This window comes from Geodermatophilus sp. TF02-6 (assembly GCF_003319115.1).
In the GTDB taxonomy this organism is placed as follows: domain Bacteria; phylum Actinomycetota; class Actinomycetes; order Mycobacteriales; family Geodermatophilaceae; genus Geodermatophilus.
In genome coordinates this window covers 124,546-142,381 of sequence record NZ_QOHF01000006.1, presented here as the reverse complement: position 1 = coordinate 142,381, position 17,836 = coordinate 124,546, and the positions used below count along the sequence as shown (strand labels likewise).

Sequence of the window (17,836 nt, the reverse complement as noted above, 5' to 3'; positions counted from 1 at the left end):
GAGGATCGGTCCAGGTCAACTGGGCCGCGTGGTGCCTTCGCCGTCTGCCGACCGGACCGCGCCCCAGGCCAGCGGGACGGCGACGGCCAGGCCGACGCCCAGCGCCAGGAGCCCGGCGGCGGCGTCCGGCAGGTCGTCGGGGAGCAGCGTGGCCGCGGCGGCGCCAGCGAAGCCCACCCCGCCCAGGCGCGCGGCGAGGGCCGGGACGGAGAACGGGCCGTCGGCGTCGTGGCCGAACTCGCCGACCTCGCCGACCACCAGGGCGAGCAGGAGGACGCCGAGGCCGACCGCGCCCACGACGAGGAACGCGACCGCCACGCAGTTCCTCCCCGTCGGTGTGCGCGCCGACGCTCGCAGGAGGGGCGGTGGTGATCAAGCGACGAGGCGCCCGCTCTCACCCGTACGGAGGACGGCCGGTCGGCCGGGTGGGCAGGAACCGGTCCGGGGACCGTCGCCGGTCGGCGCAGCGCACTCCGCGCCGATCACCGGCGGGTGGCGGCGCCTGCCGGCGGGCTGACGCGGCCGGGCAGCGGTCAGCGGGCGGGCGGGAGCACGCGGCGGTCCTGCAGCACCCGGATCCAGTGCACGAAGCTCTCCTCGGTGTCCATCACCCCGCAGAAGCCGGCCTGCTTGATCTCCACCGTGCTGACGAAGGCGGGCGGCGGGGGCTGCGTCGCGCCGTACGCGAAGCAGAAGTCCGCGTAGTGGTGCGACTCGCCCAGCAGGTCGGCCATGGCGATCGGGCGCAGGCCGTGCTCGGCGACGACCCCGTCCCAGACGTCGGCCTTCGCGGGGAGGAACTCGGCCAGGGAGAGCGGCTCGTCCGGCCCGGCGGGCACGCCGAGCGCGTCGGCCAGGGCCGGCCACAGGTCGCGCCACTCGAAGACCTCGCCGTTGGTCAGGTTGAAGTGCCGCCCGGCGGCCGCCGGCGCCTCGGCCGCCCAGCGGATGGCGTCGGCCACCAGCCGGGTGTCGACGGCCTCCCAGACGTAGGGCACCCCGCCGGGGAAGCCGAACGGCCGGCCCTCGGCCCGGCAGATCGCGGCGAAGGCGCCGATCACCGGCGGCAGGTTCATCACCACGCCGGTGTTCGGCCCGACGACCAGCTGCGGGCGCATGATCGTCCAGTCGAAGCGGCCGGCCGCTTCGTCGGTGAGGTGGTCCTCCTGCAGCCAGTAGAAGTTGGCGTGCTCGTCGCGCGGCTGGCGCTCGCGCGCCGGCACCCGCATCGGGTGCAGGTGGATGCCGTAGGCCTTGGTGCCCTGCAGCAGGGTCACGTGCCGCAGGGCGGCCACCCCGGTCAGCGGCTCGAGCAGGTTGCGCAGCATCGCCAGGTTGGTGTCCATCTGGTCCTGCTCGGTCCAGCCCGGGATGAGCCCGGGCTTCTCGTACACGGCGGCGTAGACCAGGTGCGTGACGCCGGCCAGCCCCGCGACCGCCGTCCGGGTCGCCGCCTCGTCCCGCAGGTCGACCGCGAGGTGCTCGAACGGCCGGTCGCTGTCCACCTCGGGCCGGCGGCGGGACACCGCGACGACGTCCCAGCCGTCGGCGAGGAAGCGGTCGACGCACGCGGCGCCCACCAGCCCGCTGGCCCCGGCGACGAGAACGGTGCCGGCCATGGTCTCCTCCTCAGGCTGGGGAGCAGGGGCTCCCGATGGTCCGGGCCCGATCGGGGAGGCGTCAATCGCCTCGTCGACGGCCGGCCGCCGTCCCGGCGCGTCGTCCCGCACCCGTGTCCGCGGTCTCCGAGCGTCGCCCCGGCCCCGTCGGACCCCGGCCGCAGAATGGGGACGGCGGCGGGTCGAGCGGAGGGGTGGGCGTGCGGCGGGAGGCGAGCATCCTGCACCTGGACCTCGACGCCTTCTTCGCCGCGGTCGAACAGCGGGACAAGCCGTCGCTGCGCGGGCGGCCGGTGGTCGTCGGCGGCGTGGGCGGGCGCGGCGTGGTGGCCACGGCGTCCTACGAGGCGCGGGCCCACGGAGCGCGGTCGGCGATGTCCACCGCGGAGGCGCGGCGGCGCTGCCCGCCGGGGACGGCGTTCCTCGGCGGCCGGTTCGCCGCCTACCGGCGCACCTCCGACGTGGTCATGGGGCTGCTGCGCGAGCTGTCCCCGCTGGTCGAGCCGGTGTCGATCGACGAGGCCTACGTCGACCTGGCGGCCGTCGACCTCCCCTCCGGTCCCGGCTCCGATCTGTCGGTGGACGGCGTCACGGCGCTGGCCCGCGCGCTGAAGGTGCGGATCGCCGGAGCGACCGGCGGGGTGACCGGATCGGTCGGCGTCGGCAGCTCGAAGCTCATGGCGAAGATCGCCTCCGACCTGGACAAGCCCGACGGGCTGGTCGTCGTCCCCCCGGGCAGCGAGCTGGACGTGCTGCACCCGCTGCCGGTGACCCGGCTGGGCGGCGTGGGGCCGGCGACCGCCGAGCGGCTGCGCCAGGTCGGGGTGACGACGGTCGCCGACCTGGCCGCCAAGTCGCTGCCCGACCTGGTGGCGCTGGTCGGGCGGGCGCACGGGGCCGGCCTGTACGCGCTGGCCCGCGCCGAGGACGACCGGCCGGTGGTCGCCGAGCGGGAGGCGAAGTCCATCTCGCAGGAGGAGACCTTCGCGCGCGACCTCACCGACCTCGCCGTCCTCGGCCGGGAGATCGACTCCATGGCCGGGCGGGTGGCCGGCCGGCTGCGCGCCGCGGCGCTGTCCGGGCGGACGGTGACGGTCAAGATGCGCCGCTACGACTTCACCACGATCACCCGCTCGCAGACCCTGCCGCAGCCCACCGACGACCCCCGGGTCGTCGCCGCGGTCTCCCGGCGGCTGCTCGCCGAGGCGGGCACCGGGGGCGGGCTGCGGCTGCTCGGCGTCGGCGTCTCCGGGCTGTCGCCCTACACCCAGGGCGACCTGTTCGCCGCCGACGACGAGCCGGTGGTCGACGTCCCGGTGTCCCCGGAGCTGCCGGAGGAGCTGGCGGAGCCGCAGGCGGAGGCGCGGTGGTGGCCGGGGCAGGACGTCCGGCACGACGAGCTCGGCCCCGGCTGGGTGTGGGGCCGCGGCCTGGGGCGGGTCACGGTGCGCTTCGAGGGCCCGCTGACCCCACCCGGGCCGGTCCGCACCCTGGCCTCCGGCGACCCGGCCCTGCACCCGGCCGGGCCGCCGGAGTGGCGGGTCAGCGGGCCAGCGCCAGCCACCCCAGGACGGTGAGGTCGCCGTCGACCTGGACGACCACCCGGTCGCCGTAGCAGGTCACCAGGTGAACGGCGAACAGGTCGGCGGAGTCGGCCTCGACGCGGTCGACGACGGCGCCGGGGTGCTCGGCGAGGGCGGCCGTGGCCACCCGGACGGCGAGGTCGGCGTCCAGGTCGGGAGGAAGCGGGCGTGCCCGCAGCTGACGGCGGGTCCGACGTCCGGTCGGGGTGGTCTGCACGGTGGCCTCCTGGCGTCGCGGCGACCTCCGGGGGGCCGCTCGGTCCCCGACCCTGGGCCGCGAGCCTGTGGCCGGGCTGGGCGCCGGATGCCGGTTCCCTCGCAGATCCGCGCCGGTCAGCGATCATGGGCGCATGGTCGAGCAGAGCGCGTGGGTGCGGATGACCCAGCGGGACCCGGGCCACTCGACGGCCTACGTCCAGCGGTTCCGGGACCTCGCCGCCCGGGGGTTCGACCTGGCCGGCGAGGCGCGCCTGGTCGACGCGATGCTGCCCCGCGGCGCGCGGGTGCTCGACGCCGGCTGCGGCCCGGGCCGGGTGGGCGGCTGGCTGGCCCGGGCGGGGCACGACGTCGTCGGGGTGGACGTCGACCCGGTGCTCGTCGCCGCGGCCGAGCAGGACCACCCCGGCCCCCGGTGGCTCGTCGGCGACCTGGCCGAGCTCGACCTGCCCGCGCTGGGGATCCCGGACCCGTTCGACGCCATCGTCTGCGCGGGCAACGTGATGACCTTCTTGGCGCCGTCGACCCGTGCCCTGGTCCTGCGGCGGCTGCACCCGCACGTGGCCGCCGACGGGCGGGCGGCCATCGGCTTCGGCGCCGGCCGCGGGTACGCCTTCGACGAGTTCCTGGACGACGCCCGCGCTGCCGGCTGGGAGCCGGACCTGCTGCTGTCCACCTGGGACCTGCGGCCGTTCACCCCGGAGTCGGACTTCCTCGTCGCGGTCCTGCGCCCCGCCTGAGTGAGGACCCCCTCCCCCGACGTTGATCATGGGGTTGTCGTCGGCCTGCTCGGCGTGTCGACGCGTGTCATCGACAACAACTCCATGATCGTCTCGATCGTCTCGATCGTCTCGGTCGGATCGGTCGGCCCCCCCGGCGATGGCGCTCAGGGCTCCCGGGCGCCCAGCGCGAGGGTGAGCTCCAGCACGTACTGCGGGTCCTCCAGCCGCTTGCCGTAGAGGTCGCGCAGCTGGCCCATCCGGTAGCGCACCGTCTGCGGGTGCACGAACAGCTCCGCGGCGACCCTCTCCCGCCGGCCGTGGTGCAGCAGCCACGCACGCAGCGTCTCCACCAGCTTCTCCCGCGGCCCGGGACCCAGCCCGTCGAGGGGGGCGAGCACCTGCGCGCGCAGATCGGTCAGCGCGTCGCCGTCGGCCCGCAGCACCAGGTCGGCCAGCCGCTGCTCGGTGTCGACGGCGGCCTCGCACTCCGGCCGCAGGCCCAGCTGCAGCGCCCGCAGCGCCCGCGAGTACGACGAGCGTGCCTCCTGCCACGGCCGCGGCGGCCCGACGACGGCCTCCCGCCCGGACAGCGCCTTGAGCAGCGCCGCGCGGGCGAACCCCTCCGCGTCGGGGACCAGCAGCACCGCCCGCTCGGTGGTCGGCTCGGCGCCCGGCAGGTCCTCGCCAGCCGTCAGGGTGCGGGCGTCGAGCACGGCGAGCGCACCGCGGGCGCGGGCCTCGGGTAGGAGCACCGCGGTGAGGGTCCGCGGCGGTGCCCAGTCGGCCCGCTCGGCGGCGGCGACCAGGTCGTAGGGCGACCCTCCGGTGAGCAGCAGGTGGGCCAGCCGCTCCAGGTGCTCCCGCCGCACCCGCCCGCTGGTGGCCAGGTGGTCGGCGTGACCGGCCACGCTGGAGGCCGACAGCTGGTCGATGTAGGCGAAGACCAGCTCGGCGAAGCGGGCCAGCGAGTCGGCGGGCATGCCGGCCCGCACCGCGGTCTCGCTCAGGTGCCGCCACGCCACCCGCGCCCCCACCCGGTAGGCGGCCAGCAGCGCGTCCATCGACCGCCCGCTGCGCGCCTCCCCGCGGCCGAGGGAGTAGGCGCCCTCGATGGCCGGTCCGACCGGCCGGCTGGCGTCGGCCCCGCCGCTGGCGGTCGCCAGCTCGAGGAAGCCGCCGAGGGCCAGCTGGACGGCGTTCTCGATCTTGCGGCCCATCGGACCGCGGAACGCCTCGGTGTAGCTGGGCACCGCGACCACGATCGCCGCCACGGTCTGCTCGGCGACCGCCGGCAGCTCGGCCCGCATGGCCGCCGCGACCTCGGCCGGAAACATCTCCTGCTCCGGTGCCATCACCCCTCCTTGTTCGCAGGGGACAGTATCCGGACTCACGTTCACGTCCTGAGCACAGGTGGTTGCGCGTGACGCCGGGAAACATCGAGGACATGACCGCGACCGTCCCGCGCCCTTCCCCGGTTCGGCCGGCCCTCTCCGCGCTCCGCGACCGGGCGTGGCGCCTCGCCGAGCTCGTCACCACCCCGCTGCTGCCCGCCGACTACCTCGACATGGTCAGCCCGCTGCGGGCCGGGGCCGACCTGCGCGGGCGCATCGTCGCGGTGCAGCCGGAGACGCGGGACGCCGCCACGCTGGTCATCCGGCCCGGCGCCGACTGGCAGCGCCACGTGCCCGGCCAGTGGGTGCGCATCGGCGTCGACGTCGACGGCGTGCGCATGTGGCGGGCCTACTCGCTCACCTCGCAGCTGGACCGTCCCGACGGCTGCATCAGCATCACGGTCAAGGCCATCCCCGGCGGGAAAGTCAGCAACCACCTGGTGCACCGGACGACGCCGGGCACGCTGGTCCACCTCGACCAGGCCGCCGGCGAGTTCGTCCTCCCCAGCCCGCTGCCGGCCAAGGCGCTGTTCGTCACCGCCGGGTCCGGCATCACCCCCGTCATGGGCATCCTGCGCAACTACCCGGAGCTGTCCGACAGCCGGGCCGACACGGTCGTCGTCCACTCGGCCCCGACGGCGGACGACGTCGTCTTCGGCTCCGAGCTGCGGGTACTGGCCGCTGACGGCCGGATCCGGCTGGTGGAGCAGCACACCGACACCGCCGGGCTGCTCGACCCGGCCGGCCTGGCCGCGCTCGTCCCCGACCTCGCCGAGCGCGCCACCTGGGCCTGCGGCCCGGTCGGTCTGCTCGAGGCGCTGGAGGAGCACTGGGCCGCGGCCGGCATCGCCGACCGGCTGTTCACCGAGCGGTTCCGCCCCACCGTGGTGGTGGCCGGCGAGGGCGGCACGGTCACCTTCACCGGGACCGGCACCACGCTCGAGGCCGACGGCGCGACCCCGATCCTCGACGCCGCCGAGTCCGCCGGCGTCCTCGTGCCCAGCGGCTGCCGGATGGGCATCTGCTACGGCTGCGTGCTCCCCCTGCGCGAGGGCGCGGTGCGCGACCTGCGCACCGGCGAGGTCACCACCGCCGTCCCGGGGGACGGCGTCCTCGTGCAGACCTGCATCAGCGCCGCCGCCGGCGCCTGCTCCATCGACCACTGACCCGACGACCGAGCCCGATCCCGAGACCCGAGGAGCCTGCCCGCGTGACCGTGCTGCAGAAGAAGGACGTCAACCCGATCGAACACCTCGCCCCCGAGGACGTCGAGCTCATCGGCAAGGAGCTCGACGAGATCCGCCAGGGCGTCATCGACACCCGGGGCGAGGCCGACGCGCGCTACATCCGCCGCGTCATCGACGTCCACCGCAAGATCGAGCTCGGTAGCCGCGCCGTCCTGCTCGCCTCCGGCTTCCCGCCCGCCTGGGTCCTCGGGACGATCGGCCTCTCGGTCGCCAAGATCCTCGAGAACATGGAGATCGGGCACAACATCCTGCACGGCCAGTGGGACTGGATGCGCGACCCGAAGATCCACTCCACGACGTGGGAGTGGGACATGGCCAGCCCGGCCGAGCAGTGGAAGCACTCGCACAACGAGCTGCACCACACGTACACGAACGTCGTCGGCAAGGACAACGACCTCGGCTACGGCATCATGCGCGTCGACGAGGACCAGCCGTGGCAGCCGTGGCACCTCGGGCAGCCGCTGTGGAGCTTCGTCAACGCCTGCTTCTTCGAGTACGGCATCGCCGCCTACGACCTCGAGCTCGCCGGCAACCTGGCCACCAAGGAGCGGCGGTCCAACCCGCAGTTCCGGGCCGACGCCAGGGCCGTGCTGCGCAAGATCGGTCGCCAGGTGCGCAAGGACTACCTGGTCCACCCGCTGCTGTCGGGGCCGAACTTCCTCTCCACCCTGGCGGCCAACTTCGTCGCCAACCTGGTGCGCAACCTGTGGTCGAACTCGGTGATCCTCTGCGGGCACTTCCCCGAGGGCGTCGAGACCTTCGAGAAGAAGTCGATCGACGGCGAGACCCGCGGCGAGTGGTACCTGCGCCAGATGCTGGGCTCGGCGAACATCTCCGGCTCTGCGGCCATGCACGTCATGACCGGGAACCTGTCGCACCAGATCGAGCACCACCTGTTCCCCGACCTGCCGAGCAATCGGTACGCGCAGATCGCGCCGAAGATCCGCGACCTGTTCGACCGGTACGGGCTGAATTACCACACCGCGCCGCTGCCGAAGCAGGTCGCCTCCGCCTGGCACAAGATCATCCGGCTGTCGCTGCCGAACGGCTGGCTGGAGAAGACCAACCGCCGCAACCTGCCATCCCAGCTGGTCACGCTCTACCGGGTCACGACCGGCAAGCCGAAGGTGCGCCGCCGGCTGCTCAAGGAGATGGCCGCCGCCTGAGAGGCGGGCGCCGCACACGGCCGAGGCCGGGACGGACCCCGTCCCGGCCTCTGCCGTTCACAGGAGGCCGTTGTCCCGCAGGATCCCCAGTGCCTCGACGGTGCGCCTCCCCCGCCACTCCAGCGCCGCGGCGGGGGAGTAGCTGACGAAGTCGACCGGCCACCCGCCGTCGTCCTGCTGCTGGGCGGCCAGCCGCTCCAGCTCCCGGTCGACGACGTCCGGCGCGAACAGCTCCCGAGCGGGGGAGCCCGGGCTGGGCGCGAAGTCCAGCGGGCGCACGTACTCCTCGTCGGCCCCGCCGGCGACGTGCACCAGGCCGTCGGCGGGGACGTGGACCCGGAGCCGGTCGAGCAGTTCCGGTACCTCGGGGCGGGTGGCGCAGGCCGCGTCGAGGAGCCGCACCGCGAAGGCGAGCTCGAGGGCGTGCGGATCTTCGCCGAGGTCGCGGACGGCGGCCAGGCAGAAGGCGGTGGCGCGGGCCAGCCACGGGTGGTCGGCGACGGCGGGGTCGTGCTCGGCCACCCGGTGGGCGACGGCGGCCACGGCCGCGGTGATCTGCAGGCTCGACGCGGTGGGGTCGGCCGAGGCCCAGAAGGGGGCGCAACCGGCGGGGTCGGGAACCGGGAGGGCGAACGGCAGGCCGCCGTCCGGCAGGGTCGCCGCGTCGAGCCAGTCGCACAGCTCGCCGGCCCGGGAGGTGGTCACCGCGGCGGTGTCGGCGAAGACCTCGAGGGCGTGCAGCGCCCCGCCGGGCTGGCTGGTGCGCGAGCGCAGGTCGGGTTCCAACCCCCAGCCGTAGCCGCCGTCGGGGTTGCGGTACGCCTCGACGGCGGCCAGGACGGCGGCCGCAGTGCCTGCACCGAACAGCAGGTCGAAGCGGCGGCGGTCGAGCAGGCGGGCGTGGGTGGCCGTGAAGTCGGCGGCTGCGGACAGGTCGGCTGGCATGCGGCCACCTTGGCCCAGCCCACCGACATCTCGGCGGCGTCGGCGAGCCGGGGAGCGGTCGCACGCGGCGCCGTCGTCGCGGTCAGGAGTTCTCGGAGATGTACTGCTGGGGGTCCTTGTCCCGGATCGGGATGCCCGCGTAGTGCTTGGACTCGAAGGTGAGGAACTGGACCGCGATGTCGTGCCGGGTCTGCAGGTCGGCGTGGTGCCGGAAGTCCAGCAGGTCCTCCCGCTCCTCCTCCGCCATGTGGTCGTCGTTGGCCTTGCGGGCCTCCCAGACCGCCGTCCACCAGCCGTCGCTGCCGACCTCGTGGTCGCGGGTCTTCCGCACCCCGTCGCGGATGTCGTTGTGGTCCTTGATGGCGTCCTCGACCTCGTCGTCGACGTCGCCCTCCGGGTTGCCCTTGCCGAGCTGGAGCACCCGCGGGTAGAAGAACCGCTCCTCGGCCTCGGCGTGCACCTCGAGCAGCACCGCGAGCCGGTCCCAGACCGCGCCCAGCGCCTCGGTGTCGTTCCGGGGCATCTCGTCGAGCAGCGCGAACATGCGCCGCTGCTCGTGGTGCTGCTCGAGGATGACTTCGGTGATGTCCATGCCCTGGACCCTCCTCGGGACCCCTGGGCGGTGCAACAGCGCGGTGATCCACGTGGAACAACGCCCGGCCACCGGCGCCTCCCGAGCGTCGTCGTCCCCGCTGGTTAACCTCAGCCGATGCTGACGGGCTCACTGCGCAACCAGATCGACCGCGTGTGGGACGCCTTCTGGTCGGGCGGGATCGCCAATCCGCTCGAGGTGATCGAGCAGATCACGTACCTGCTGTTCGTCCGGCGTCTCGACGACGTCCAGTCGCGCGAGGAGAGCCGCGCCCGGCTGCTGACGCGCCCGCTGCAGCGACGGATCTTCCCCGAGGGCGACGGGCGACCTGCTGCGCTGGTCGCGGTTCAAGGACCTCGAGCCGGGCGAGATGTACGAGGTCGTCAGCAACGGCGTCTTCCCGTTCCTGCGCACGCTCGGCGAGGGCTCCACCTACTCGCAGCACATGAGGGACGCCCGTTTCACCGTGCCGACGCCGGCGCTGCTCTCCCGGATCGTCGACATGCTCGACAAGGTCCCGATGGACAACCGAGACACCAACGGCGACCTGTACGAGTACATGCTGTCGAAGATCGCGACGGCGGGGCACAACGGCCAGTTCCGGACGCCGCGGCACGTCATCCAGCTGATGGTCGAGATGACCGCCCCGACGCCCACGGACGAGATCTGCGACCCGGCGTGCGGCACGGCCGGCTTCCTCGTCGCGGCGGGGGAGTACGTGCGGGAGCGGCATCCCGAGGCCCTCGTCGACCGGGAGCAGAACCGGCACTTCAACGAGAGCATGTTCCACGGGCACGACTTCGACTCGACCATGCTGCGCATCGGCAGCATGAACATGCTGCTGCACGGGGTCGAGCAGGCCGACATCCGCTACCGCGACTCGCTCTCGGACGGCGCGAGCGGCGAGGCCGAGCTGTACTCGCTGATCCTGGCCAACCCGCCGTTCGCCGGGTCGCTGGACCACGAGTCGGTGGCTCGCGACCTCCAGCAGCTCGTAAAGACGAGGAAGACCGAGCTGCTGTTCCTGGCGCTGTTCATCCGGCTGCTGCGCACCGGCGGCCGGGCGGCGGTGATCGTGCCGGACGGCGTGCTGTTCGGGTCGACGAAGGCGCACAAGGAGCTGCGCCGCACGCTGGTCGAGGAGCACAAGCTCGACGGCGTCGTGAAGCTGCCCAGCGGGGTGTTCAAGCCCTACGCCGGGGTGTCGACGGCGATCCTGCTGTTCACCAAGACCGGGGTCGGCGGCACCGAGGACGTCTGGTTCTACGAGGCGACCGCGGACGGCTGGTCGCTCGACGACAAGCGGTCGCCACTGCTGGACGCCGACAAGCTCGGGCCGCGGCCGGCGATGCCGCTGTCGGAGGACGAGCACGCGAAGAACAACCTGCCTGACGCGCTGGCCCGATGGTTCGAGCGGGACGGCGACGAGCGGAAGCGGGAGCGCACCGAGCAGAGCTTCTGCGTGCCCAAGGCCGACATCGTCGCCGCCGGCTACGACCTCTCCCTGAACCGGTACAAGGAGGTCGTCCACGAGGAGGTCGAGCACCGCCCGCCACTGGAGATCATCGCCGAGTTGGAGCAGCTCGAGGGCGAGATTGTTCGGGGTCTCGCCGACCTCAAGGCGATGCTCTCGTGACCTGCTGGCCGCTCGTCCGACTCGACGAGATCGCCGAGGTCCGCCTCGGGCGGCAGCGATCCCCGAAGAATCACGTCGGTCATGACATGCGGCCCTACCTACGGGCAGCCAACGTCGGCTGGGACGGGCTTCTGCTCGACGACGTGAAGGCGATGAACTTCACGGCCGCCGAGATGAAGACCTACCGCCTGGAACCGGGCGACCTGCTGCTCAACGAGGCCTCCGGAAGTCGCCACGAGGTCGGCAAGCCTGCACTCTGGCAGGGCGAGATCCCGGACTGCGCCTTTCAGAACACGCTCCTACGCGTTCGTCCCCGCAAGGCTTCCTCACGATTCCTGCTGCACTACTTTCGTCACACGGCAAGCAAGGGAGGGTTCGCGGAGCGGTCCCGAGGCGTCGGCATCCACCACCTCGGTCGTGACACGCTTTCCAGCCTTCCCACACCGCTGCCCCCTGTCGACGAGCAGAAGCGGATCGCAGACATCCTGGACCATGCCGAGTCTCTCCACGTCAAGCGGCTGCGGACCCTCGTCCTCCTCGAGAACCTCGTGCAGTCAATCTTCCTCGATATGTTCGGCCATCCCCTGACGAGCCCCCGCTACGCAAAGGTCCGGCTCGGTGATGTGACGGCTTACGTCCGCGGCGTCGCGTTCAAGCCGGAGCAGGTGAGCGACTCGGCTGACCCACAGAGCGCCGCCTGCCTGACTACGAAGAACGTGCAGCGGACGCTGAACCTGTCCGCCATCACGTTCATCCCAGCCTCCGTCGTCCGCCGTGACGACCAGTGGCTACGAGAAGGCGACACCCTCATCTCCAGCGCCAACAGTTGGAATCTGGTCGGTCGCTGTTGCTTCATGCCGCCCTTGGAAGCACCGGCTACGTTCGGTGCCTTCGTCTCCGTCCTCCGTCCTACTGTCGACGAGCTGTCCGCGAAGTACTTGCACCACTGGTTCGCGAGTCCAGCGGTGCAGACCACGGTCCGGAGCTTCGGGCGTCAGACGACCAACATCGCCAACCTTGACGTGCAGCGGACCCTCGATCTCTCGCTCCCGATGCCGTCTCTGGAAGAGCAAGAGCGCTTCATCACAGCCCTCGCGGCACGGCGCGCAACGACTGCACGATTGGAGACATCGCAACAGGAGCTCGACCGTCTTCGAGCAGCGCTGCGAGCTCGCGCGTTCCGGGGAGAGCTGTGAGCGCGCCGGTGGAGATGCCGGTGTGGGAGGGGTTTCTCGTCCCCGTCCTCCAGGTCCTGTCCGACGGACACCAGCGTGCTCGGCGGGAGACGTCCAAGCTCGCCGCCGACCTGGTGATCAGGCGGGGATTGGCGGCCGCGACTTCGCGTACAGGCCCTCCGGGGATAGGTCGGCCCCGTTCGGCCACACGATGGTGGCCGCCTCTGGGTCGACCCGCACGGCAGTGAACGCGGCATGGTCCGAGCGCAACGGTTCGAACGCCGGTCCCCACAGAGAATCCTCGACGTCCAGGACCCGGACCTCTCCGGTGCTGAAGGTCAACTCCAAGACGTAGCGGGCCAGCACCCGCACGGCCACGACGTCCACAGACGGCTCGTCGTTCACCGGCCCTTCCCTTCGTCGGCGCCCAGGCTACCTGGGAAGTCGTGCTCCAGCGTGCGCTCGAAGGCCACGATCGCCTCCTCCTGATGGGCGGCCACGGCCGGTATCGCTCACTCGGCGACGATCTCGACGTCCACGCTCAGCGCTGCGTACGTGCCCAGAGCGCGAGCGTCCCGGGTGACCAGCGGAACGCCGGCGGCGCGCGCGGCGAGACCGACCAGCGCGTCGTAGACGGCGCCCCCGGCGATGCCGAGGGGCGCGAGGACCCGCGGCAGCGCGGTCGCCTCGGTGGCCGGCACGGCCAGCGAGGCGCCGAAGTTGGCCTCCACCAGCCGGACGGCGTCCGGCGCAGCCACCCGCGGGTCACCCGGCAGCCGGGTGAGGACGGAGTAGGTCTCGGCCAGCGAGTGGGTCGTCAGCACGGCCGTCCGGTCGGCGACATGGCGTCGCACGGCCGCGCGCGCGGCGTGGGACCGGACGAGGAACGGGACGGCGGCGCTCGTGTCGAGGGCCAGCCGGCTCACCGTCGGCCCGAGTCCAGCAAGCCGAACACGATGTCGTCGGTGACCGGGGTCGCGGAGTCGGCGACGAGCGCGCCGTCGACATCGACGAGCCGAGCGGTGCGGCCGGTCGGGATCAGCTGGAGCCCTGCGCCGTAGCGGCTCACGTCCAGGGTCGTACCCGGGGTCAGCCCGAGGGCATCGCGCAACGCCTTGGGGACGACGATCCTGCCCAGCCGATCGATGGACGTCTCCATTGGCACGACGCTACCAGCCACCTACCATCTCCCGATCTCGTGATCGAGTGCTCCCGGTCAATGGCACTGCATCTCCTCGAGCGCTTCATACGACCGCTGGAGGAAGGGCGGCTACGAGCCGGGATCGTGCCCCTCACCCCGCGGCGCCACCCACTCATGGGTGATCCCGGTGACCTCGGCCAGGCGCTCGTAGTCGCTGTCGTAGTGCAGCACCGTCAACCGATGCTCTGCTGCGGTCGCCGCCACGATGACGTCCGGCAGTGAGGTGCGGTGCTGGCCGCGCAGCGCCAGGCGGCGCTGGACGTCGATGGCAGCCCGCTGGTCGCTGAGGTCGTACCAGGGCAGTCGGCGCAGGTGTTCCAGTGTCGCGTCGTACTCCTGCGCGTTGCGCGCCGAATACAGCAGCTCCAGCGCGGTGACGGTGCACAGTCCGAGGTTCCTCGCCCGGATCTCACCGGCCAGGCGATCGGCCACCACGCGGTTGCGACCACCCAGGACCCACGCCGACTTGTCGAACAGGTACGTCACTGCCGCCAAGCACCACGGAGGTCTGCGTCCGCCAGGCGCTTGCCCACCTCCTGGATCCAGTCGGCGAGGTCATCGGTCTCCTCGTACTTGCCGGCGACCTCCCGCAGCGCGCGATTCACCGCCTCCTTCTTCACCGTCGTCCCGTACCGCGCCATGGCCAGCGCCAGCGCCTCTTCGTCCAAGTCGATCACCGTCTTGGCCACCGGGTCCTCCAGAACAGGTGGATATCTCGTCGCGAAGCGTATATCCGCCGGAGACGGGCAAGCCACCCCTCCGCGTGAGGAGCAGTGGGCCAACGCAGCGTTACCGTGTGGTCTCTGAGCATCACGCGGGAAGCGGGGGAGGACCGGGTGGCGAGCAACTTCGCGTTCCTGCGCGCCGAGTGGCCGCAGCTGGCCGAGGAAGCCGCCCGCGCCGAGCACAACACCTTCGGTGACCCCCGCGCGGCCTGCTTCTACGCCCGCCGCGCCCTCGAGCTCGCCGTCCACTGGCTCTACGACGCCGACGCCGCACTCCGCCGTCCGTACAAGGACGACCTCTCCGCCCTGCTCTTCGAGCCGACCCTGCGCACCCTCGTCGGGCCGGCGCTGCACACGAAGATGGACGTCCTCCGCCGGCAGGGCAACGCCGCCGTCCACCGCAGCAAGCCAGTCACCCCGGGCGAGTCGCTGCCCGCCGTCCGCGAGCTCTTACACGTCCTCTACTGGCTCGCCGACCGGTACAGCCGCCGGCCGGGGGACCGGCCCGGCGCCCTGACCTTCGACGCCGACCTCCTCCCGCGACCCGTGCCGGCGAGCGTGCGGATGAAGCGCCAGGAGGAGCTGCGCGCCCAGGCCGAGCGGTACGCGGTCCAGGACGCCGAGCTGGCGCGCCAGCGTGAGCGCAATGCGGACCTCGAGCGGGAGATCGCCGAGCTGCGGGCCGCGGTCGCCGCCGCCACCGCCATCAACTCGGCCGCGCCGGTCCCGCACGACTACGACGAGGCGACCACCCGCGACCTGTTCATCGACCTGCTGCTGCGCGAGGCCGGCTGGCCGCTCGACGGAGATCGCGACCGGGAGTTCCGCGTCACCGGCATGCCCACGGCGGCAGGGACCGGCTACGTCGACTACGTGCTGTGGGGCGAGGACGGCCGGCCGCTGGGGCTCGTGGAGGCCAAGCGGACACGGACCGACCCGGCCGGCGGGCAGCAGCAGGCGAAGCTCTACGCCGACCGCCTCGAAGCCGAGTTCGGCACCCGCCCGGTCATCTACTACACCAACGGCTACGAGCACTGGATGTGGGACGACGTCACGGCGCCGCCCCGGCCGGTGCAGGGCTTCTACACCCGCGACGAGCTGGCCCTGCTGGTCGCGCGGCGCAACGCCCGCCGCTCGCTGGCCGACACCGCCATCGACGAGCGCATCGTGGGCAGGCACTACCAGCTGCGCACCGTTCGGCGGATCGCGGAGACCTTCGAGGTCGACCGGCAGCGCCAGGCCCTCGTCGTCATGGCCACCGGCGCCGGGAAGACCCGCACCGTCATCGCGCTGACCGACCTGCTGATGCGGGCCAACTGGGCGAAGCGGGTGCTCTTCCTCGCCGACCGCGTCGCCCTGGTCAACCAGGCGGCGGGCGCCTTCAAGGCGCACCTGCCGGCGGCCACCACCGTCAACCGGGTCACCGACCGCGCCACGGACGGACGCGTCTACGTCTCGACCTACCCGACGGTGATGGGCCTCGTCAACGAGGTGGACGACGAGGGGCGCCGCCGCTTTGGCCCCGGCTTCTTCGACCTGATCGTGGTCGACGAGGCGCACCGGTCGATCTACCGGAAGTACAAGACGCTCTTCGAGCACTTCGACGGGCTGCTCGTCGGTCTCACCGCCACGCCCAAGGACGAGGTCGACCGCAACACCTACCGGCTGTTCTCCCTCGAGGACGGTGTCCCCACCGACCACTACGACCTCGACGACGCCGTCCAGGAGGGGTTCCTGGTGCCGCCGCGAGCGGTGTCGGTTCCCCTGCGCTTCCTCCGCCAGGGCATCCGCTACGACGACCTGCCCGAGGAGGAGAAGGACGCCTGGGAGGACGTCGACTGGGACGACGTCGGCCCGGCGCCGGACGCGGTCGAGGCCGCGGCCCTGAACAGCTGGCTGTTCAACGCCGACACGGTGGACAAGGTCCTCGCCACGCTGATGACGCACGGCCACCGGGTGGCCGGCGGCGACCGGCTCGGCAAGACGATCGTCTTCGCCAAGAACGCCGACCACGCGCACTTCATCGAGCGGCGGTTCAACGCGCAGTACCCACAGTACAACGGGGAGTTCGCGAAGGTCGTCACCTACCAGACGGCGTACGCGCAGACCCTGATCGACGCCTTCGCCACCCCGGGCAGAGCCCCGCACATCGCCATCTCCGTCGACATGCTCGACACCGGGATCGACGTCCCCGACGTCGTGAACCTGGTGTTCTTCAAGCCCGTCCGATCCAAGGCGAAGTACTGGCAGATGATCGGCCGCGGCACGCGGCTGCGGCCGGACCTCTACGGCCCCGGCCAGGACAAGGCCGACTTCTACCTGTTCGACTTCTGCCAGAACATCGAGTACTTCAACCAGCCGGTGGTCCCCGCGGCCGGCGCGGTGAGCCCCTCGCTGATGGAACGCCTGTTCGCGGCGCGGGTCGAGCTGCTGACCCGCCTGGACGGCGGGGCTCCCGATCCCGCCGACGACGGCACGATCAGCGAGGCCGGCCTGCGCCGGGACCTCTCGCTGCTGCTGACCGAGCGGGTCGGCGGGATGAACGTCGAGAACGTGATCGTCCGCCCGCACCGCCGTCTGGTGGAGCGGTTCTCCCGGGTCGAGGCGTGGTGCGGCCTGGACGCGACGGCGGCTTCCGAGGTGACCGCGGAGCTCGCCGGGCTCCCGAGCACGGTGACCGAGGACGACGAGCAGGCGAAGCGGTTCGACCTGCTGATGCTGCGGCTGCAGCTGGCCGCCGTCGACGGGGATCCGGCGTTCGACCGGCTGCGGCGGCAGGTGCAGCAGCTCGCGGCGGCGCTGCTCGAGCAGACGCAGATCCCGGCCGTGCGGGAGCAGCTGGTGCTCCTGGACGACGTCTGCGGTGACGAGTGGTGGGTCGACGTGACGCTGCCGCTGCTGGAGCTGGCCCGCCGCCGGGTCCGGGGGCTGGTCCAGCTGATCGACAAGGTCCGGCGGGGGATCGTCTACACCGACTTCGCCGACCAGCTCGGCGAGGCCACCGAGGTGCCACTCGTCGGCATCCCGGTGCGCGATGAGTTCGAGCGCTTCCGCGCCAAGGCGCGGGCGTACCTGCAGGCGCAGGAAGGTCACGTGGCGCTGCTGAAGCTGCGCCGGAACCTGCCGCTCACGCCGACCGACCTCGTCGAGCTGGAGCGCATGCTCACCGACGCCGGCGTGGCGACCGAGGAGGACCTCGCACGCGCCCGGGAGCAGGCGGAGGGACTGGGCCTGTTCATCCGCGGCCTGGTGGGCCTGGAACGGGACGCCGCCACCGCCGCCTTGAACACCTTCGTCGCCGGGCGGACGCTCACCGCCAGCCAGCTGGACTTCGTGCAGCTGGTCGTCGCCGAGCTGACCGCACACGGCGCCATGGACCCCGGGCTGCTGTGGGAGTCGCCCTTCACCGGCCTGGCGCCGCAGGGGCCGGACTCGCTGTTCAGCGACGCCGACGTCACGTCCCTGGTCGCCGTCCTGGAGAGCGTGCGGTCAACTGCTCAGCCCACATCGGACATCGTCGCCTGACCCGGCACCGGGCAACGCGAGAGACCCCGTCGTCGACACGGGGTGCTCCGCTGGTGCGGCCCCGCCATGGCCTACGCACGGTGTGATGGGACA

At 72.4% G+C, this 17,836-nt stretch carries 18 protein-coding genes and 1 pseudogene; 8 read left to right on the top strand and 11 right to left on the bottom strand.

Translation table 11 applies throughout. The features are described 5' to 3' along the window. Positions 1–15: 15 nt before the first annotated feature. On the bottom strand, positions 16–318 hold the full coding sequence (locus tag DQ238_RS07700; protein WP_113780698.1) for a hypothetical protein: 303 nt from the start codon (positions 316–318) through the stop codon (positions 16–18). Between the two features lie 215 nt (positions 319–533). Further along, positions 534–1,619: an SDR family oxidoreductase gene (locus DQ238_RS07695; protein ID WP_113780697.1), complete on the bottom strand. Its 1,086-nt coding sequence runs from the start codon at positions 1,617–1,619 to the stop codon at positions 534–536. 200 nt (positions 1,620–1,819) lie between these two features. Between DQ238_RS07695 and DQ238_RS07690 the strand changes: the two genes are divergently transcribed. Continuing rightward, positions 1,820–3,196 (top strand): DNA polymerase IV, encoded by a 1,377-nt coding sequence (locus DQ238_RS07690; protein ID WP_113780766.1) that lies wholly within the window; start codon positions 1,820–1,822, stop codon positions 3,194–3,196. Here DQ238_RS07690 and DQ238_RS07685 read toward each other — a convergent pair. Beyond that, positions 3,162–3,419: a hypothetical protein gene (locus DQ238_RS07685; protein ID WP_113780696.1), complete on the bottom strand. Its 258-nt coding sequence runs from the start codon at positions 3,417–3,419 to the stop codon at positions 3,162–3,164. The two genes, DQ238_RS07690 and DQ238_RS07685, sit on opposite strands and share 35 nt — an antisense overlap. Positions 3,420–3,552: 133 nt before the next feature. Here DQ238_RS07685 and DQ238_RS07680 point away from each other — a divergent pair, with 133 nt between their 5' ends. Further along, complete coding sequence (locus tag DQ238_RS07680) at positions 3,553–4,158, top strand: bifunctional 2-polyprenyl-6-hydroxyphenol methylase/3-demethylubiquinol 3-O-methyltransferase UbiG (protein WP_113780695.1); 606 nt, start codon at positions 3,553–3,555, stop codon at positions 4,156–4,158. Positions 4,159–4,304: 146 nt separating this feature from the next. Here the strand turns inward: DQ238_RS07680 and DQ238_RS07675 are convergent, their stop codons facing one another. After that, positions 4,305–5,492, bottom strand: a complete 1,188-nt coding sequence (locus tag DQ238_RS07675; RefSeq protein WP_113780694.1) for a CdaR family transcriptional regulator — start codon at positions 5,490–5,492, stop codon at positions 4,305–4,307. 68 nt (positions 5,493–5,560) lie between these two features. On the opposite strand from DQ238_RS07675, the gene DQ238_RS07670 reads away from it, so the two are divergent. Together DQ238_RS07670 and DQ238_RS07665 are read left to right on the top strand one after the other, a co-directional pair. After that, positions 5,561–6,697, top strand: a complete 1,137-nt coding sequence (locus tag DQ238_RS07670) for a ferredoxin reductase (RefSeq protein WP_233495798.1) — start codon at positions 5,561–5,563, stop codon at positions 6,695–6,697. A 44-nt stretch (positions 6,698–6,741) separates the two neighbouring features. Further along, entirely contained in the window at positions 6,742–7,944 is a 1,203-nt protein-coding gene (locus DQ238_RS07665; protein WP_113780692.1) for an acyl-CoA desaturase, read from the top strand. 57 nt (positions 7,945–8,001) lie between these two features. On the opposite strand, the gene DQ238_RS07660 is transcribed toward DQ238_RS07665, so the two are convergent. Continuing rightward, positions 8,002–8,889 carry a hypothetical protein gene (locus tag DQ238_RS07660; protein WP_113780691.1) on the bottom strand — a complete coding sequence of 296 codons (888 nt, stop codon included), beginning with the start codon at positions 8,887–8,889 and terminating at the stop codon, positions 8,002–8,004. Between the two features lie 82 nt (positions 8,890–8,971). Beyond that, a complete protein-coding gene (locus DQ238_RS07655; protein WP_113780690.1) occupies positions 8,972–9,481 on the bottom strand; it encodes a hemerythrin domain-containing protein in 510 nt (169 codons plus the stop codon). Between the two features lie 117 nt (positions 9,482–9,598). On the opposite strand from DQ238_RS07655, the pseudogene DQ238_RS23655 reads away from it, so the two are divergent. The 3 genes and pseudogenes from DQ238_RS23655 to DQ238_RS07645 form a co-directional block, all read left to right on the top strand. Further along, a pseudogene (locus DQ238_RS23655) lies at positions 9,599–9,694 on the top strand (hypothetical protein); the annotation flags it as partial. Between the two features lie 157 nt (positions 9,695–9,851). Continuing rightward, the gene (locus DQ238_RS07650; RefSeq protein ID WP_199506194.1) at positions 9,852–11,117 is read left to right on the top strand and encodes a class I SAM-dependent DNA methyltransferase; all 1,266 of its coding nucleotides are present in this window, start codon (positions 9,852–9,854) and stop codon (positions 11,115–11,117) included. Beyond that, the gene (locus tag DQ238_RS07645) at positions 11,114–12,313 is read left to right on the top strand and encodes a restriction endonuclease subunit S (RefSeq protein WP_113780689.1); all 1,200 of its coding nucleotides are present in this window, start codon (positions 11,114–11,116) and stop codon (positions 12,311–12,313) included. Before DQ238_RS07650 ends, DQ238_RS07645 begins: the two co-directional genes overlap by 4 nt. Before the next feature lie 117 nt (positions 12,314–12,430). Here DQ238_RS07645 and DQ238_RS07640 read toward each other — a convergent pair whose 3' ends face one another. The 5 genes from DQ238_RS07640 to DQ238_RS07620 form a co-directional block, all read right to left on the bottom strand. Then, positions 12,431–12,697: a DUF2442 domain-containing protein gene (locus DQ238_RS07640; RefSeq protein WP_199506193.1), complete on the bottom strand. Its 267-nt coding sequence runs from the start codon at positions 12,695–12,697 to the stop codon at positions 12,431–12,433. Between the two features lie 107 nt (positions 12,698–12,804). After that, on the bottom strand, positions 12,805–13,218 hold the full coding sequence (locus DQ238_RS07635; protein ID WP_113780687.1) for a PIN domain-containing protein: 414 nt from the start codon (positions 13,216–13,218) through the stop codon (positions 12,805–12,807). Beyond that, complete coding sequence (locus DQ238_RS07630) at positions 13,215–13,451, bottom strand: AbrB/MazE/SpoVT family DNA-binding domain-containing protein (protein ID WP_113780686.1); 237 nt, start codon at positions 13,449–13,451, stop codon at positions 13,215–13,217. The genes DQ238_RS07635 and DQ238_RS07630 overlap by 4 nt, the downstream gene beginning before the upstream one ends. Before the next feature lie 111 nt (positions 13,452–13,562). After that, positions 13,563–13,979 carry a PIN domain-containing protein gene (locus DQ238_RS07625; protein WP_158550728.1) on the bottom strand — a complete coding sequence of 139 codons (417 nt, stop codon included), beginning with the start codon at positions 13,977–13,979 and terminating at the stop codon, positions 13,563–13,565. Next, positions 13,976–14,182 (bottom strand): type II toxin-antitoxin system VapB family antitoxin, encoded by a 207-nt coding sequence (locus DQ238_RS07620; RefSeq protein WP_113780684.1) that lies wholly within the window; start codon positions 14,180–14,182, stop codon positions 13,976–13,978. Before DQ238_RS07620 ends, DQ238_RS07625 begins: the two co-directional genes overlap by 4 nt. Positions 14,183–14,329: 147 nt before the next feature. Here DQ238_RS07620 and DQ238_RS07615 point away from each other — a divergent pair, with 147 nt between their 5' ends. Continuing rightward, positions 14,330–17,743 (top strand): DEAD/DEAH box helicase family protein, encoded by a 3,414-nt coding sequence (locus tag DQ238_RS07615; RefSeq protein ID WP_113780683.1) that lies wholly within the window; start codon positions 14,330–14,332, stop codon positions 17,741–17,743. Positions 17,744–17,836 lie beyond the last annotated feature (93 nt).

Excerpts from the sequence above, each read along its gene's own strand:
- DQ238_RS07695 (WP_113780697.1), bottom strand. The coding sequence starts at position 1,619 with ATGGCCGGCACCGTTCTCGTCGCCGGGGCCAGCGGGCTGGTGGGCGCC.
- DQ238_RS07680 (WP_113780695.1), top strand. The coding sequence starts at position 3,553 with ATGGTCGAGCAGAGCGCGTGGGTGCGGATGACCCAGCGGGACCCGGGC.
- DQ238_RS07675 (WP_113780694.1), bottom strand. The coding sequence starts at position 5,492 with ATGGCACCGGAGCAGGAGATGTTTCCGGCCGAGGTCGCGGCGGCCATG.
- DQ238_RS07660 (WP_113780691.1), bottom strand. The coding sequence starts at position 8,889 with ATGCCAGCCGACCTGTCCGCAGCCGCCGACTTCACGGCCACCCACGCC.
- DQ238_RS07655 (WP_113780690.1), bottom strand. The coding sequence starts at position 9,481 with ATGGACATCACCGAAGTCATCCTCGAGCAGCACCACGAGCAGCGGCGC.
- DQ238_RS07650 (WP_199506194.1), top strand. The coding sequence starts at position 9,852 with ATGTACGAGGTCGTCAGCAACGGCGTCTTCCCGTTCCTGCGCACGCTC.
- DQ238_RS07630 (WP_113780686.1), bottom strand. The coding sequence starts at position 13,451 with ATGGAGACGTCCATCGATCGGCTGGGCAGGATCGTCGTCCCCAAGGCG.